The sequence below is a fragment of the Serratia aquatilis genome (genome assembly GCF_044865145.1).
Lineage (GTDB): Bacteria > Pseudomonadota > Gammaproteobacteria > Enterobacterales > Enterobacteriaceae > Chania > Chania aquatilis.
This window is the reverse complement of record NZ_CP173186.1, coordinates 4,580,233-4,594,759: the sequence shown is the minus strand read 5'-3', so window position 1 is coordinate 4,594,759 and position 14,527 is coordinate 4,580,233. Positions and strand designations below refer to the sequence as shown.

At 53.1% G+C, this 14,527-nt stretch carries 16 protein-coding genes; all 16 read right to left on the bottom strand.

The features are described from left to right. Window positions 1–79: 79 nt before the first annotated feature. Complete coding sequence (locus SAQUA_RS20795; protein ID WP_380679635.1) at window positions 80–1,216, bottom strand: 1-propanol dehydrogenase PduQ; 1,137 nt, start codon at window positions 1,214–1,216, stop codon at window positions 80–82. 12 nt (window positions 1,217–1,228) lie between these two features. Further along, complete coding sequence (locus tag SAQUA_RS20790; protein ID WP_380679638.1) at window positions 1,229–1,486, bottom strand: EutN/CcmL family microcompartment protein; 258 nt, start codon at window positions 1,484–1,486, stop codon at window positions 1,229–1,231. A gap of 23 nt (window positions 1,487–1,509) precedes the next feature. Beyond that, on the bottom strand, window positions 1,510–3,105 hold the full coding sequence (locus SAQUA_RS20785) for an acetaldehyde dehydrogenase (acetylating) (protein WP_380679641.1): 1,596 nt from the start codon (window positions 3,103–3,105) through the stop codon (window positions 1,510–1,512). A 78-nt stretch (window positions 3,106–3,183) separates the two neighbouring features. Beyond that, complete coding sequence (locus SAQUA_RS20780; RefSeq protein WP_021179127.1) at window positions 3,184–3,462, bottom strand: BMC domain-containing protein; 279 nt, start codon at window positions 3,460–3,462, stop codon at window positions 3,184–3,186. Between the two features lie 14 nt (window positions 3,463–3,476). After that, window positions 3,477–3,761 carry a BMC domain-containing protein gene (locus SAQUA_RS20775; protein ID WP_380679646.1) on the bottom strand — a complete coding sequence of 95 codons (285 nt, stop codon included), beginning with the start codon at window positions 3,759–3,761 and terminating at the stop codon, window positions 3,477–3,479. A gap of 25 nt (window positions 3,762–3,786) precedes the next feature. Continuing rightward, a complete protein-coding gene (locus SAQUA_RS20770) occupies window positions 3,787–4,065 on the bottom strand; it encodes a BMC domain-containing protein (RefSeq protein WP_004249182.1) in 279 nt (92 codons plus the stop codon). 491 nt (window positions 4,066–4,556) lie between these two features. Then, window positions 4,557–5,078 carry a FidL-like protein gene (locus SAQUA_RS20765; protein ID WP_380679658.1) on the bottom strand — a complete coding sequence of 174 codons (522 nt, stop codon included), beginning with the start codon at window positions 5,076–5,078 and terminating at the stop codon, window positions 4,557–4,559. 3 nt (window positions 5,079–5,081) lie between these two features. Beyond that, complete coding sequence (locus tag SAQUA_RS20760) at window positions 5,082–5,876, bottom strand: winged helix-turn-helix domain-containing protein (protein WP_380679661.1); 795 nt, start codon at window positions 5,874–5,876, stop codon at window positions 5,082–5,084. A gap of 306 nt (window positions 5,877–6,182) precedes the next feature. Next, on the bottom strand, window positions 6,183–6,761 hold the full coding sequence (locus SAQUA_RS20755; RefSeq protein ID WP_380679664.1) for a TetR/AcrR family transcriptional regulator: 579 nt from the start codon (window positions 6,759–6,761) through the stop codon (window positions 6,183–6,185). A gap of 212 nt (window positions 6,762–6,973) precedes the next feature. Next, entirely contained in the window at window positions 6,974–8,362 is a 1,389-nt protein-coding gene (locus tag SAQUA_RS20750) for a GntP family permease (RefSeq protein ID WP_380679711.1), read from the bottom strand. After that, window positions 8,362–9,324 (bottom strand): D-erythronate dehydrogenase, encoded by a 963-nt coding sequence (gene denD / locus SAQUA_RS20745; protein ID WP_380679666.1) that lies wholly within the window; start codon window positions 9,322–9,324, stop codon window positions 8,362–8,364. The genes SAQUA_RS20750 and denD overlap by 1 nt, the downstream gene beginning before the upstream one ends. Before the next feature lie 36 nt (window positions 9,325–9,360). Continuing rightward, complete coding sequence (locus SAQUA_RS20740; protein WP_380679669.1) at window positions 9,361–10,128, bottom strand: DeoR/GlpR family DNA-binding transcription regulator; 768 nt, start codon at window positions 10,126–10,128, stop codon at window positions 9,361–9,363. A 264-nt stretch (window positions 10,129–10,392) separates the two neighbouring features. Further along, window positions 10,393–11,157, bottom strand: coding sequence for a DeoR/GlpR family DNA-binding transcription regulator (locus tag SAQUA_RS20735; RefSeq protein WP_380679672.1), 765 nt, complete (start codon window positions 11,155–11,157; stop codon window positions 10,393–10,395). 70 nt (window positions 11,158–11,227) lie between these two features. Next, window positions 11,228–11,629, bottom strand: coding sequence for a VOC family protein (locus tag SAQUA_RS20730; RefSeq protein WP_380679675.1), 402 nt, complete (start codon window positions 11,627–11,629; stop codon window positions 11,228–11,230). 1 nt (window position 11,630) lies between these two features. Then, entirely contained in the window at window positions 11,631–12,962 is a 1,332-nt protein-coding gene (fucP, locus tag SAQUA_RS20725) for an L-fucose:H+ symporter permease (protein WP_380679678.1), read from the bottom strand. After that, complete coding sequence (locus tag SAQUA_RS20720) at window positions 12,959–14,488, bottom strand: FGGY-family carbohydrate kinase (RefSeq protein ID WP_380679681.1); 1,530 nt, start codon at window positions 14,486–14,488, stop codon at window positions 12,959–12,961. The genes fucP and SAQUA_RS20720 overlap by 4 nt, the downstream gene beginning before the upstream one ends. Window positions 14,489–14,527 lie beyond the last annotated feature (39 nt).

The window sequence follows — 14,527 nt, the reverse complement described above, 5'->3', positions numbered from 1 at the left end:
CTCTCCTGATATCCTGCGGCTTTCACGCAACCACGTAAAATCCGTTAGGTAGACTGTTAGTGCCTGATGCCAGGCTTTATTAAGCGCAATAAGCGCGGCGAAACAGGTGCTCCAACTCTGCTGCGGTAACGTTGCGCGGGTTGGTGGGTGTGCAACTGTCGCGGAGTGCCTGATTGGCCAGTTCACCAAGGCAAACCTGAAAGCGGTGCTCATCCACACCGGCAGCTTGCAGATTGGCGGGCATTTTCATTTCCTGTTTCAGTGTTTCAATCGCCACCAGCAGGCTATTGACGCCTTCGCGAACTGACGTACAGGGCAACCCCAGTAATCGTGCCAATGCGGCGTATTTGTGGGCGGCATGGGTATCGCAGTTACCGTCAAAGTCGGCATTGAAAGCGACGACCTGTGCCATCAGCAACGCATTGGCCCGGCCATGGGGCAAGCCAAACATACCGCCGAGGGCGTGTGCCAGGCTGTGAGTAATGCCCAATGAGGCATTGGTAAACGCCATCCCCGCCATACACGAGGCGTTATGCATTTTTTCCCGGGCGTGCAGATCGTCACCTTGCTGGTAGCAGGCCAGCAGGTGGTGGAATACCAACTGCACGACCTTTTCCGCCATGGCATCGCTGAAGTCGCTGGCCTGGCGTGAGACGTAGGCCTCTAGGGCATGGCACAGCACGTCCATACCGGTATCGGCGGTGATGCTGGCCGGAACCGACTTCACCAGTAGCGGATCAAGGATGGCAATGTCCGGCAGCATGAACTCGTCCACCAAAACCAGCTTCTCGCTACGGGATTTGATCACCGAAAAACTGGTGACTTCCGAGCCGGTGCCGCTGGTAGTAGGGATGGCGACAAAGCATGGCTTGGTGCGGCCACTCTCTTGGCGGCAGTGCCACAGTGCATACATCACCGCCTTGGCGGCATCGATGACCGAACCACCGCCCAAAGCAATCACCAGATCCGGGTAGTCTTCATCCATCCGCTTCATGCCGCTGACGATAGCGGCAATATCCGGGTCGGAAGCCACTTCGTCATACTGCCGACAGCGGATCTGCTGCTGCCTGAGCAGGCGGGTAACCTGCTCGGCAATGCCAAATTTCACCATCGCCTGATCCGTAACCAGAAACGCTGAGCGCCCAGGTAACTCCTTCAGTGCGTGCAGTGCATCCGTACCGAAGTGGATTTTTGGCTTTATCTGAAACTCATTCATGCCTACTTCCTCTTAACGCTCCCGATGAACCTTCTCGACAATGGCAACGATCGACATGGCCTTGTAGCGGTCTTTACTCAGTGCGAAGTACTCTTCAACCAACACCAGATCGTTTTCACCTGCGCCGACGCTATCGACCGCGACATAAGTACGGTCTTTGATCGGCTGCAGTTCGTCCCCCAGAGCCGTGACCAGCAGCAAATTGCTGCCCCGGAGTTCGTCACTTTTCTGTGTAGCCACAACATGTCCAGTTACCTTTGCGAGGATCATGGTTTTTATCCCTTGTTAATGGGTTACCGGGACAGGCGCCCAAGCACTTGCTTAATGATTTGCTCGACGTTCTCTTCGGTGATGTCATTCGCCGCAGGGTTATTAACCAGCGCCTGACTGACGGCACCAAAACGGTCATCTTCCTGAGCGTGCGGTGCCGTTGGTTTGGCTGGCGACGCAGAGGCGAAGCGCGGGTCCTCGAAAATACTGGCGTTATGGCTCGGCTGAGCGTGGCATTTTTGGGCCGGTTGGCGCAGATCATCGATACTACATACCCCATAACCGACTTTGCGGATGTTAAGCAGGTTCATCGGGCCTACGTTGTCGGAAGTGGAACCGCCACCGATGGCTCCGCAGCCCAGTGTTAACGCAGGGATCAGGTTGGTGGTCGCACCGATGCCACCTAATGCGGCAGGCGTATTGATCAGAATGCGGTGCACCGGTTTTTGTAACGCAAACTCGCGCACCACCTGCTGGTTTTGGGTATGAATCACCAGCGTATGCCCCAGACCTTCGTTGGTCAGTAGCTCAACCACGCGATCGCAGGCACTCATCCAATCTTCTTCGATATACAGCCCCAGTACCGGGCAGAGTTTTTCACGGGCATAAGGGTTTTTGCGCGAGACACTGTTTTGCAACGAGATCAGTACCCGTGTAGTAGGAGGCACATTGAACCCGGCACGCTCACTGAGATAAATGGCTGTCTTGCCAACCACTTCAGGATTAATCATGCCATTCGGGCGCAACAGGATATTGGCCAGGCGGGCAGACTCATCGTCGTTCATAAAGTAAGTGCCCTGGGCCAGCAACTCGTGGTGTACCTCCTGATAGATACATTTCTCCACGATGATCGACTGCTCGGAGGCGCAGATCACCCCGTTATCAAAGGTTTTACTGGTGATGATATCTTTGACGGCCTGCTTGATATTGGCGCTGCGCTCGATAAACGCCGGACCATTGCCGGGGCCGCCGCTGATGGTTGGCGTACCCGAACTGTAAGCGGCCCGCACCATGCCTTCGCCGCCGGTTGCCAGGATCAGCGAGACATCTTTGCTGTGCATCAACGCTTTGGTCGCTTCCATGGTCAACTGGGTCAAACCATCAACGATGCCAGCAGGAGCGCCAGCCTGCAGGGCGGCCTGTTTGACGATCTCAATGGCACGTTGACTGCACTGCTGCGCGTTCGGGTGTGGGGAAAATATAATGGCATTCCCTGCCTTTAGTGCAATCAGCGTTTTATAAATAATGGTGGAAGTTGGATTGGTTGACGGCACCAGCGCGGTAATTACCCCCAGCGGGACACCCACGTCCATCACTTTCAATTCCTGGTCGTCGCGAATAATACCAATGGTTTTTAAATCTTTAATATGTTCAAAAACTTTTTCTGCGGCAAAGATGTTCTTTAATACTTTATCCTGCCAGTTACCGAAGCCAGTTTCTTCATGGGCCAGTTTCGCTAATTCTTCCGCGTGCTGCGCCGCTTCGTTAGCAATATGTTTAATAATGCCGTCGATCTTCTCTTGTGAATATTTAGCAAATAGCAGTTGTGCCTGTTTAGCATTTTTAATCAGCGTACGAGCTTGCTGAATGGACTGTAAATCCGGATCTAATGGAGTCATTATTCTATCCCCCCTGAATAGGAGTTTCATTTCTCTTCTTATGGCAATAGGGTTTACGGCTTACTTCAAGTCTTGCTATTACGCCTTATGCTGTGAGGCGATTTTTTCGATATCATTGTGCGGGCGTGCAATAACGCGTGAGGAAATAACTTCGCCAATGCGGCTGGCCGCTTCAATACCAGATTCAACCGCAGCGTTAACTGCGCCAACATCACCCTTCACCATTACGGTCACCAGACCGGAACCGACGTTTTCATAACCGATAAGCTCAATATTGGCAGCTTTACACATGGCATCGGCCGCTTCTATGGCAGGAACCAACCCTTTGGTCTCGATCAAACCGAGTGCATCTTTCATCAGTGAATTCCTTGTTATTCGGTGATTTTGTACTGCGCGATGATTTTCTGGATATCATTGTGCGGGCGGGCAATGACCAACGAGGTGACGACTTCACCCACACGCCGTGCCGATTCGATACCAGAATCAACCGCAGCTTTCACAGCCCCCACATCGCCTTTCACCATCGCTGTTACCAAGCCGGAACCGACGTTTTCATAGCCGATAAGTTCCACGTTGGCGGCTTTACACATGGCATCAGCGGCTTCAATACAGGCCACCAACCCTTTGGTTTCTATCAATCCTAATGCGTCACCCATGATCCTGTTCTCCTGAAAAGCGTCGTTATGCTTTGTGTTTAATGACGATCTTGTTGATGTCATTATGTGGACGAGCGATGACCAATGATGTCACCACTTCCCCTACGCGTTGAGCAGACTCAACGCCGGAATCGACAGCGGCTTTTACGGCGCCAACGTCACCTTTCACCATGGCGGTAACCAAGCCTGAACCCACGTTTTCATAGCCAATGAGTTCGACGTTTGCCGCTTTGCACATGGCATCTGCCGCTTCAATACAGGCCACCAATCCTTTGGTTTCGATTAAGCCCAATGCATCACCCATTTTTTTATCCTCCGAAAACCGATTAATGAGGTAGTCATGTTCATCTTCAATAATTGCGCCGTTCGATGAGTGTGGATCAAGGTTTTCGACCGGCTGAAGGCACTATACCCCTCAAGTGATTATTCAAAATATAAATTCACTATCAGATACCTATTTAGTTTTTTACTCTGATTTTGATGCTTTATTTATCGGCCATTTATCTTTTTGTTCTGATAATTTCCCGGCTAATAGTCCCGCTTCCTAGCTGAAATTCGCGGTTCGTGGATTTCGCTGAACGGCTAATAGCATTGTTAAAATTGTGGTTATTAAATGGATAATTTCGGTAGCAGAATGGCGGGAAGAGTGTGGCGTCGCGCAGGTTTTTGCATTGAGTTTGCAGCGGGCTATTGCAGCTATCCATGCGCAACAATTGCTGGTCGCTAGCCGATTGCGATACGCATCACAAAGCAGGAGTAGCTGAGGTGGGGATATGCCGGTAGGAACAGGGAAGATTAATTCAACTGGCTGCCGGGTTTCAGGGTGCAGATGTACAGTGGCGAGTTGATCGAGCTGAGTAACACGGTGTCGGGATTGATTTTCTCCATAGCCAGTAACAGGCCATCGTGGCTGTCTGACATTTCCCGCATAAAGTAATCAAAAATAACATCGGGAGATTGGTCGATAGAGGACTTGCTGGCTACCCAGCGGTTGATTTGATAATAACGAGTGCTGGGGGAAACGCGCTTACTGGTATAGTCAAACTGAACGTAGCGTTGTAAGTAAAGCCATCCTGCGCTTGAGTCTGAATATCCCTCTACCACAATTGAACCTTTGCCCTTATCGTTAAAGTTGAAGTGAATATTAACGTTAACAGATTCGGTAACGGTATCTTCGAAATGCATAATGGCTTTGGTTGAACAATTTAAAATATCATCACGACCCCAAATGTTATATCTGACGGCGATGAGTATTGAAACCAATAGTAATATGATGGAGAAAACGAATAGAATTCGCCCCCAGGCCCACGTTTTCATAATTTACTTCCATGAATAATAAAAATAATTATCACAATAGCTGAATGAATTATCCTGATGTTTGGCACAGTGAGCGAGAAAGGTGCGGCCTAAACCATTAGATTGCAGCTTATCACCATAAAAGAAAAGAAATCTTTCGTCCTTGTTATACTTTATGTTCTTTTTTTCCTTTACGGCATTAAAATTTTTCAGGTAGTTTTCACGCATTCTGGGGTTAATCATAATATCGGTAGAAAACACCTCAACAGGTTCCTGAGCAATCGGGGTGAGGGTGATGGGTTTCAGGCTAGCGCTGTTGGTCCATGACCAGCCGAGCAGGGCGACGGCCAACAGGGAAATCACCGCACCTGCGTAACCCCAGTAGCGTTCGTGGCTATTAACGGCAACAGGCGTCGTGCCTGGTGGTGACGCTGTCTGCGCGGGGGATTCATGTTCACCGGCATGCACCACAGGATGCAGCAGGGAATCATCGATTACCTCTATGACCAGCTCTGGGTTGAGCTCCAGCTTGCCACGCGCCACGGTGACGATCACATTCTCAATACCGTAATTGCGGAAGGCTTTGCGCAGCATGCTCAGGTATTGGTTCAGGTTACTGTTGGAAGACATTAATCCATTGTCATCCCACACACGTTGCATCACCGTGTCGCGGCTGAGCACACCGGGATTCTGGATCATGAAGAACAGCAGGGCATTGGCCGTGATAGTGAGCTGGGTATCAGACTTACCGTCGTCCTCCAGCTTGAGCGAACCCTCGGTAGCATCATAAACAAGAAAGGCATTAATTTTATATTTCATTATCGCCCCAGCGTGTTAACAGGCCGTGACCCTGTGGAGGTTAGGCTGTGTCCCTTAATTGCCCGTGGTGCCGTCGCAGACCCAAAAGCCCGTTATCAAGGCGGAGGGTGAAGAGCAGAGTGGCCCTCTGTTCAAGCCCGACTTTACTTCGAACGGGCTTTTGGCGCGCGACCCTTCGGGCTGGGCCATTTGCGCGCATTGCTGCGTTGTTCGCCGCTTATTTGGTCCACCAAACCTCGCGGCTCACGCCTTGCCCTGTGCGCAAATGACCGCCAGCGGCGCTCGCGTGCAATTAAGGGACACAGCCTAGTACTCCGCGTAGGTCATTGCCGCCAACTTTGCCACCAATGCTTGCCGTTCTTCCGGCGTCATCGTGACCCCTTCCGTCAGTTCAGACAGCCATAAACCGTCCGCGCCATAACGAACCAGATTACCCACATAGCTGCGGTCGAGCTCATCAGCATGCGCCAGATGTTGCAAAACCCAGTCGCGCCAGCATTTACGTAGCACCCTCTCATCCGGCATAGCCAAAGAAAGCAGCGCCAGTTGGCGGCTGGTGTCTGTTTCGTTAATACTGGCCAGATACATCAGGTAAGCACGGGAAAAACGCCCGCGTCGATTATTATCCGCTGCCATCAGCACCATAATGCCGCGATCCATAACCGCCAGCAGGCGGATAAACAGCGCGTGAATGAGTTCCTGCCTGCCGGGGAAGTGGTGCAGCAATCCCCCTTTACTGACACCAGCCTGATTGGCTACGGCGTTTAAGGTGAGAGCGGCGATCCCGTTTTTGGCGGCAATAATGCTAGCGGCTTCCAGTAACTGCTCTTGCAGTTTTTCCGGGTCTTTTTTTCTATGGACGTAGGCGTTCATTCGGCGAATCATACCGACCAGTCGGTATGTTAATTTTGATCGAGGTCAAGCCCTTTCCCGTATAGGTCTGACCAATCTGGAATAATGCCTACCAGTTCAAACTATTTAAGTAGCCCACTGATTAAGGAAGTTTTTACTGATTTAAAGCGGGCGGGGAGTTGCAGAAAAGGTGTAAAAAGCAGTATTCAGCCCCTACGATTGGGTTAGGGGCTGATGAGTTAGATCTACAAAATCCAATCCAGTAGCAGGATACCGCACAGGCTGATAGCCCAGGCGATGGTAGTGGGCACCGACCAGACCATCATCTGTAGCTTAACGTCCTTAATTCCCATCATACGGTTCACTACCCAGAACATACTGTCGTTAAAGTAGCTGAAGAACAGCGCGCCCATGGTCGCTGCCTGGGCGGCGGCAAGCATGTGGACCCCTGGCAACTGGCTGACGATTGGTGCAGAGATAGATGCAGCGGTGATCATGGCAACCGTGCCAGAACCCTGTATCAGCCTGACCAACGTTGCGATGAAAAAGGGGATCAGTACCGGCGTCAGAGGCAGGTTGGCGACGTGCTGGGCCAGCAAGGTGCCAGTACCACTTTCACGCAATACTGCCCCTAATGCACCACCCGCCCCGGTAACCAGCAGAATAATCCCTGCGGTTTGTAACCCCTCTTCCAAGCGCTCCAGCGTTTCGTGCTTATCAACCTTTGGCATCAGCGTGTAGACCGCCAGCAACACACTGATGGCCAGGGCAATAATCGGTGAACCAAGAAAAGCAAACATCTGCCCCCAAAGGCTTTCGCTTAACCACACCATACCTTCGGTTTTTGCCAGCATGTTGTTCACGGCGTTGATAAAGATCAGCACGATAGGCGCAACGATTGGCAACAGTGATAACGTTAAACTCGGTAATGCTTTGCCTTCCTTATCTTCTAGATAACGCTGATGGGCCGCACGCAGATCTTCCGGTTCATCCTCCACGTTTTCCGGCTCAAAATCGGGATAACGGTTGCCAAGCCAGCGAGCATAGATCACAACGCCGATCACACAAGGGATCGCCAACACCAAGCCTGCCATCATCATGGCACCTATATCGACGCCAAAGATAGCTGCCACCCCTAACGGCCCTGGAGTGGGTGGCACCGCATGGTGGGTCAGTATCAGGCCGCCAGCCAGAGCAACGCCGAGCGTCAGCAGATTGCGTTTGCCTTTTTTGGCCAGCGTCTTCACTAACGGATAAAGAATAACGAAGGCCGAATCGACGAAAATCGGGATACTGACGATATAACCGGTGATCGCCAGTGCCCACTCTTCACGTTTGTTACCCAACCACTTGATGAAGCTGTAAGCGATTTGTTCCGCCGCACCAGAGACTTCCAGTACGCGGCCCATCATCACCCCCAACCCGATGACAATCCCGATGCTGCCGAGCGTGCTGCCGAACCCTTTACTGATGGTGTCTACCGTCTGTACTGCCGTCAGCCCACCGGAAATACCGGCGATTGAGGCGGCTGCCAACATGGCAATCAGCGCGTGAACCCGGGTACGCAGTACTAGAAATACCAGTACGAATACCGCCACGGCCAGACCAATGATAGGAATATAAAGTGCCATAATCAGCTCCCGGCCTGCAGCGTGTCATCGCGCATAAAGTCGCGGATGATTTGCTGAAAGTCTTCATCAACAGAGAACCCTAATGCCAGAGCGCGGCGAACATCAAAGTTACCCGGCCAACTGGCGACAATCCGGTTGATGGTTTCATCCGGCACAAAGCTGACCCGCTGACGAACCTGCTCACCGGCAACCGCGCCAAGCGCGAACAACATCTGTTGGACGGTCACGCTGATACCGGGCAGGTTAACAGTGCGGGAGCTACCAAACTGCGCGGCAGGTAGCGTGGCGGCATGAATAAAGTTAGCGACCACCGTGCCAGGGCTTGATAACCACAAGGCCAGACCGGCGGAAACTGGGCATACCGAAGGCTCACCGTGCAGCGGTTCGCGTATGATGCCGCTGGCAAAGGACGATGCGGCTTTATTCGGCTTGCCGGGGCGCACGCTGATAGTGGGCAAACGTAATACCCGCCCATCGACAAACCCCTTGCGTGCATAGTCATTGATCAGCAATTCACACAGGGCTTTCTGTGCGCCGTAGGAGGATTGCGGCAGAACGGCGCAATCATCGTTGACGACAGGGGGAAGTTGACCACCGAACACGGCCAGCGAACTGGTAAAGATAAACTTCATTGCCGGAGCGTTATGCCGAGTGGCTTCCAAGAGCTGGCGAGTGGCATCAAAGTTTACCTGCATACCCAGATCGAAATCGCTTTCCGCATGGCTGCTGACGATGGCTGCCAGATGGAACAGCACGCCGCAGTCACGGTCAATCAGCTGGTTGGCGGCTCCGGGCTGTGTAAGATCGAGTGCCAGGCAGCGCACACGCGGATCTTCCACAGGTGAGGAAGGCTGCTGAATATCCGCCAGAATCAATTCACTGAAGGGCAGCATATTGTCCCGCAATAATGCGGTAGCTAAACGCTGACCCAAAAAACCTGCTCCACCGGTAATGACGACCTTCATGGCTATTTTCCTTTCCCTTCAGGGAGGTAGTTGTTATCAGAGGTTGATGCTGTGCAACTGCACGCCGCGCTCTTTGAGCTGCTGCAGCGCATCTGGTGGCAGCGCTGCATCGCAGATGATGTCGTCGAGCGCTGTGAGAGGGCATACACGGAACATGCCGTACTTGCCGTATTTACTGCTGTCGGAAACCAGCACTTTGCGCCGGGCGACCTCCAGCAGTGCCTGTTTCACTAGGACTTTTTCTTCGTGTGGTGTGGAAAGGCCATGCTCCAGATCCCAGGAACTGGTGCTGATAAAGGCCACATCGATATTCAGAGTGCGTAACAGCGTGGCGGCGCTGCTACCCACACAGGAAAAGTTACGTTGATCAACACGCCCGCCGGTATGAAACAGGTTCAACTGCGGGCGATTCATCAGGTGCTGGATAATGGAAAAGTCGTTGGTAACCACGGTCAGATTGAAGCGTTCCGCCAGATGGCGGGCGATTTCGAAGCTGGTGGTGCCAGCATCCAGATAAACCACCTGGCCATCTTCCACCATCGCTGCCGCATATTTGCCGATTGCCCGTTTCTGCCGGTGGTGGAGCTGAGCCTTTTCTTTGTAGGCCAGTTCCTGACGCAGCGCGTCGCTAAGGCGAACACCGCCACTGACGCTGATCACTTTGCCTTCTTCTTCCAACTGGTGGATATCGCGTCTCACAGTCATGTGTGAAACGCTCATCAACTCGGCCAAGGCCGCAATGGTGACCAGCTGATATTCATGTACGTAGCGATAGATAAAATCGCGCCGTTCCGATGGGATCATGCTCTCTCCTGGGCAGCGGCGGGCTGGTGGCGATGTTGCCGCGCAGTGGCTGTTATTTTTTGTTATGGAAGTTAATGTTTAATCATCTGATTTAACATTTAAACGATGGGGGTCACAGAAGTGAGGGTGGGCTTAGTGGGTGATTTTTAATTAAAGTCTTTTATATTTAGTTGGTTAAAGGTGATTTTTAGAAGGAAGAAGGTAACAGCCGGTTGTGATGAATAATGTGACACGTAACAAAAACAAACAGAGCCGCCGAACAGCCTAGTTGCCCTGGACGCTTAACAACGCGATCCCGGCCTCATGGTAATCTGCGGCATCCTCCGGCAGACGATCAAGTATCAGGGTATCGATCTGCGCCGGGGTGGCGAACTGCGCCAAAGAAGTGTTACCCAGTTTGCTGTGATCGCACACCACGATCACTTGATTGGCGTGCTCCACCATGCTGCGCTTGGTTTCCGCCAGCATAATGTCCGCCACGCAGGCACCATGCTTGAGCGAAAGGGCGTTTACCCCCATAAAGGCTTTATCGATATTCAGCGTATCCATCAATGATCGGCCATTAATCGCCACCGAACAGTGGTAACCTTTTTTGACGATACCGCCAAGCAACACGATTTGAATCGAATCAACATCTTCCAGGCTTTTGGCGATCATGAAGTCGTTGGTGATCACCGTAATGTTACGGCGTTGGCGAATATGGCGGGCAATCTGCAAGGTGGTGGTGCCGGTATCCAGCACGATAATATCGCCGTCTTCTACCAGGCTGGCTGCCAGTTGGCCAATCTGTTCTTTAGCGGTGAGATTCACTTCTTCACGCTGGTCGGAGTTGATTTCAAAACTGGCGCGGGTGCGCAGGATGGCACCGCCGTGGGTGCGGGTGAGCATTCCGGCATCTTCCAGAATGCGCAGATCGGTGCGGATAGTGGCACCGGAAACGTTGAAGCGTTCGCTCATTTCCCCGACGGAGAGCTTGCGCTTCTCTTTCAGAATGGCGAGAAGCTTCTCCTGGCGTTCCTCTGCGTACATACTCACTCCCGGCCTGCTGAACGATGTGCGGGTAATATACCCCGCACATGCGTTGCTGGCAAAATCGGTGTTACAACGGCTGATTGAACTCCACCCGTTCACCGTCTGGTCCATCAATCATAAAGTAGCGCACGCCATTGCGGCCACTGGGTTGCAGAGTGGGGCCTTCTGCCAGTGGATAGCCAAGTTCTTCCACCCATTGCTGTGCTGCGGCCAGATCGCTGACTCGCAACGCCAGATGATCGATTCCAAAGCATGCCGTATCGCGCTGCTGCCCTTGCCATGGCAACTGGTACAGCTCGAGCGTTAATTCCCCCAAGGCCAGAAAACGTACCTCTATACTGCCCTGCGGATCCTCCAGTGCCAGAGACTGAATGGTGGTAAAGCCTAGTGAGTGATAGAAGCGGGCTGCCCGTTCGATATCCGCACTACGCAGGCCAATATGTGCCAGACCCGCGATCAGATTTGCCATGCTATATCCCCTTTTTCACGCAGTAGAAACCGTAGAACGCCACGTAAGCGAAACAGACCAACGGGACTGCGAAGGCGATTTGCATATTGCCGCCGTTGGCATCGGAGATCATGCCCATGATCAGTGGCACCACCGCGCCACCGATAATCGACATTACTACGATAGAACCGGCCACCTGCGTTTCTTCCCCTAGCCCTTTGATGGTCAGGCCGAAGTTGGTGGGCCAACACAGCGCCATGCAGAAGTTGGTGCCCATAATGGCGACAACGGCGAACAGGCTGTGAATATTGACTGCTAACACCAGCAACAACACGCAGACGGAACAGAACACGCCCAACAACAGCGCCGGGTTGAACTTCTTCATCAGCGCGGTAGTCACCACCTTACCGGCGGAGTAGCAAACCAACGTGGCGATCAGCCAATAGGTAGCGGAGTGCTCGGTGGTGCCTTGCTCAATCATTTGCACAAAGCGGATGGTAAAGCTCCACAGACCAACCTGCGCCCCGACATACAAAAACTGGGAGAGCACCCCAAGACGAAAACGCGGCAGTGCCAGCAGGATACGCAATGACTGGGAAAGAGGCTTGCTAGCTGCACCCTGCGAACGTTGTGTTTTACAGGCAGGGAATTTGACCGCCATAAAGACTAGCGCCAGCACCACTAATACCGAACCGATGATCAGATACGGTGTGACTACCTGCGACACCATCTGTGTGCGGGCAACCTCTGCCATTTCTGCTGGCATCTGTAGCAGTTGCTCGTGGGTTGGATCGTTCTTGCCGAACACCAACTGTTGGCCGATCAGCACCCCGAAGATCACCCCAAGCGAATTAAAGATCTGCGAGAAGTTAATGCGCTGCGTAGAGGTTTCCAGTGGGCCTAACAGGCTAGAGTATGTATTGGCGGACGTTTCCAGGAACGACAGACCGGCAGCAATTACCCCCAGGCAAGCCAGGAAGGCGCCATAGGTCATGATTTGCGCGGCGGGAATAAACAGGAAACAGCCGAGAGCATACAGGCACAGGCCAATAATAATCGCCACCTTATATGAGTAACGTTTGATCACTGCCGCAGCGGGCAGCGCTACCAGAAAGTAACCGAGGAAGAAGATCGACTGCACCAGCGCGGTTTGGGTATCGGTAAGATCAAACCCCTTCTTGAACTGGGCGATGAGAATATCATTAAGGTTGCCTGCCATGCCCCAAAGGGCAAACAGGCAGCAGACCAGCATCAGTTGCAGCCAGGGCGTGGCGGGTAGATAGGCACTGCGATCGATACTTTCCGCTGCGGACTGTTGCGCCGGAGTCGTTTTACTGATCAGAGATTCGCTCATTGTGAAGTTCCTTTATCCGCAGAGAAAGAGAACGAGCTAATAACATCAAGCTGTTCGTAGAGGGGTTGGGCCTGACGATAGAGCTGTTCGAACAGCTCAAAGCAGCGCAGGTAGTGCTGGTGCAACCGAGGATCCGGCATAAATTCCCGCTCGACGCTGACGGTACGGCTAACGCCCTGTGCAAAACTGCTAAACAAACCGACGCCGACCCCCGCGATAATCGCGCAACCGGTGGTACCGTTTTCCTGGTTACGGGTTTGCAGGATCGGCAGGTTGTAGGCCGAGGCTTTAATTTGCAGCCATAGCGCACTGCGTGCACCACCGCCGGAAGCGATCACGGCTTCAGGCTCCTGAGTGCAACGGCGTAATTGTTGCAGATTGCGCAATGCGGCCAGCGCGACGCCTTCTAACACCGCACGATAAAGGTGCTCTTGCCGATGTTTGCGTTGTAACCCGAAGAACTGTGCCCGCGAGTTAGTGTGTTGCGCCAGACGTTCACCGGTTAGATAAGGCAGGAACAGCAAACCTTCTGCGCCCGGCGTGACTTCAGCAGCCAGATCGAGCATTTGCTGGTGGCTGAGGCGGCTATCGTTCAGCGCCATCCGCGCCCAGCGCATCGCATCGCCACCGGCATCTAGAATGGTAAAACCGCCCCAGGCCGGGTTGGCCAGATGCAGATTATTGATCCAGGGATCGAGCAGTGGTTGCTTGGCTACCACAGTTAATAGCGTGGAGGTGCCGGTGCTGTCTGATGCGGTACCGGGTTGATACACCCCAGAGCCCAACAGCGTGGCGGCCATATCTGCCGCACCGGCCACGACCGGGATCCCTACGGGTAAACCGGTGGCGGCAGCGGCAGCCTGATCGATCTGGCCAATAACATCGCTGGAAAGGTGTAAGGTTGGCAACTGATCGCGACGCAGCTGGAACTGGCTGAGCGCTACTTCTGACCAGGTTTGTGTGTTGCTATCCATCAGGTAATAGCAGGAAGCTTCGCTGTAATCGGTGGCACGCACGCCGCAGAGCCGAAAGTTGATATAGTCTTTTGGCATCAACACGGTGGCAACGCGCGCCCACAGCTCAGGATGATTTTCCCTTAGCCAGCACAGCTTGAAGGCTGGCCAGGCGGCGGTGGGGGGATTGTTTAGCAGTGTCAGCCAGGGTTCAGCGGCTTGTTGTTGCTTAAAGCGCTCCACCTGTGGTTGCGAACGTTTGTCGTTCCAGAGCAGGGCGCTGTCGATCACCAGTTCGCCGTCGGCATCCAGCAGCACAGTGCCATGCATTTGCCCGCAGACGCCCACGGCAGCAATTCGCGAACGATATTCGGCAAAGCGAGCCAGCAACTCTTGAACACATTCACAGGCACTTTGCCACCACAGCGACGGCGGCTGTTCCGCCCATCCCGCCTGCGGCGTGATCTGATCGTATTCGCGCTGGGCGAAGCCAAGGATTTCCCCGGTACACATAACCAGCCCGGCGCGGGTACTGCCGGTGCCGACATCAAGGGTAAGAAGCAAGTCTTTCATTATTATCACTCCTGGTTGGGGCAGCGCTAACCACCCCGA

Excerpts from the sequence above, each read along its gene's own strand:
- SAQUA_RS20720 (WP_380679681.1), bottom strand. The coding sequence starts at position 14,488 with ATGAAAGACTTGCTTCTTACCCTTGATGTCGGCACCGGCAGTACCCGC.
- SAQUA_RS20730 (WP_380679675.1), bottom strand. The coding sequence starts at position 11,629 with ATGGCAAATCTGATCGCGGGTCTGGCACATATTGGCCTGCGTAGTGCG.
- SAQUA_RS20790 (WP_380679638.1), bottom strand. The coding sequence starts at position 1,486 with ATGATCCTCGCAAAGGTAACTGGACATGTTGTGGCTACACAGAAAAGT.
- SAQUA_RS20770 (WP_004249182.1), bottom strand. The coding sequence starts at position 4,065 with ATGGGTGATGCATTGGGCTTAATCGAAACCAAAGGATTGGTGGCCTGT.
- SAQUA_RS20780 (WP_021179127.1), bottom strand. The coding sequence starts at position 3,462 with ATGAAAGATGCACTCGGTTTGATCGAGACCAAAGGGTTGGTTCCTGCC.
- SAQUA_RS20765 (WP_380679658.1), bottom strand. The coding sequence starts at position 5,078 with ATGAAAACGTGGGCCTGGGGGCGAATTCTATTCGTTTTCTCCATCATA.
- fucP (WP_380679678.1), bottom strand. The coding sequence starts at position 12,962 with ATGAGCGAATCTCTGATCAGTAAAACGACTCCGGCGCAACAGTCCGCA.
- SAQUA_RS20735 (WP_380679672.1), bottom strand. The coding sequence starts at position 11,157 with ATGTACGCAGAGGAACGCCAGGAGAAGCTTCTCGCCATTCTGAAAGAG.
- SAQUA_RS20760 (WP_380679661.1), bottom strand. The coding sequence starts at position 5,876 with ATGAAATATAAAATTAATGCCTTTCTTGTTTATGATGCTACCGAGGGT.
- denD (WP_380679666.1), bottom strand. The coding sequence starts at position 9,324 with ATGAAGGTCGTCATTACCGGTGGAGCAGGTTTTTTGGGTCAGCGTTTA.
- SAQUA_RS20755 (WP_380679664.1), bottom strand. The coding sequence starts at position 6,761 with ATGATTCGCCGAATGAACGCCTACGTCCATAGAAAAAAAGACCCGGAA.
- SAQUA_RS20775 (WP_380679646.1), bottom strand. The coding sequence starts at position 3,761 with ATGGGTGACGCATTAGGATTGATAGAAACCAAAGGGTTGGTGGCCTGT.
- SAQUA_RS20785 (WP_380679641.1), bottom strand. The coding sequence starts at position 3,105 with ATGACTCCATTAGATCCGGATTTACAGTCCATTCAGCAAGCTCGTACG.
- SAQUA_RS20795 (WP_380679635.1), bottom strand. The coding sequence starts at position 1,216 with ATGAATGAGTTTCAGATAAAGCCAAAAATCCACTTCGGTACGGATGCA.
- SAQUA_RS20740 (WP_380679669.1), bottom strand. The coding sequence starts at position 10,128 with ATGATCCCATCGGAACGGCGCGATTTTATCTATCGCTACGTACATGAA.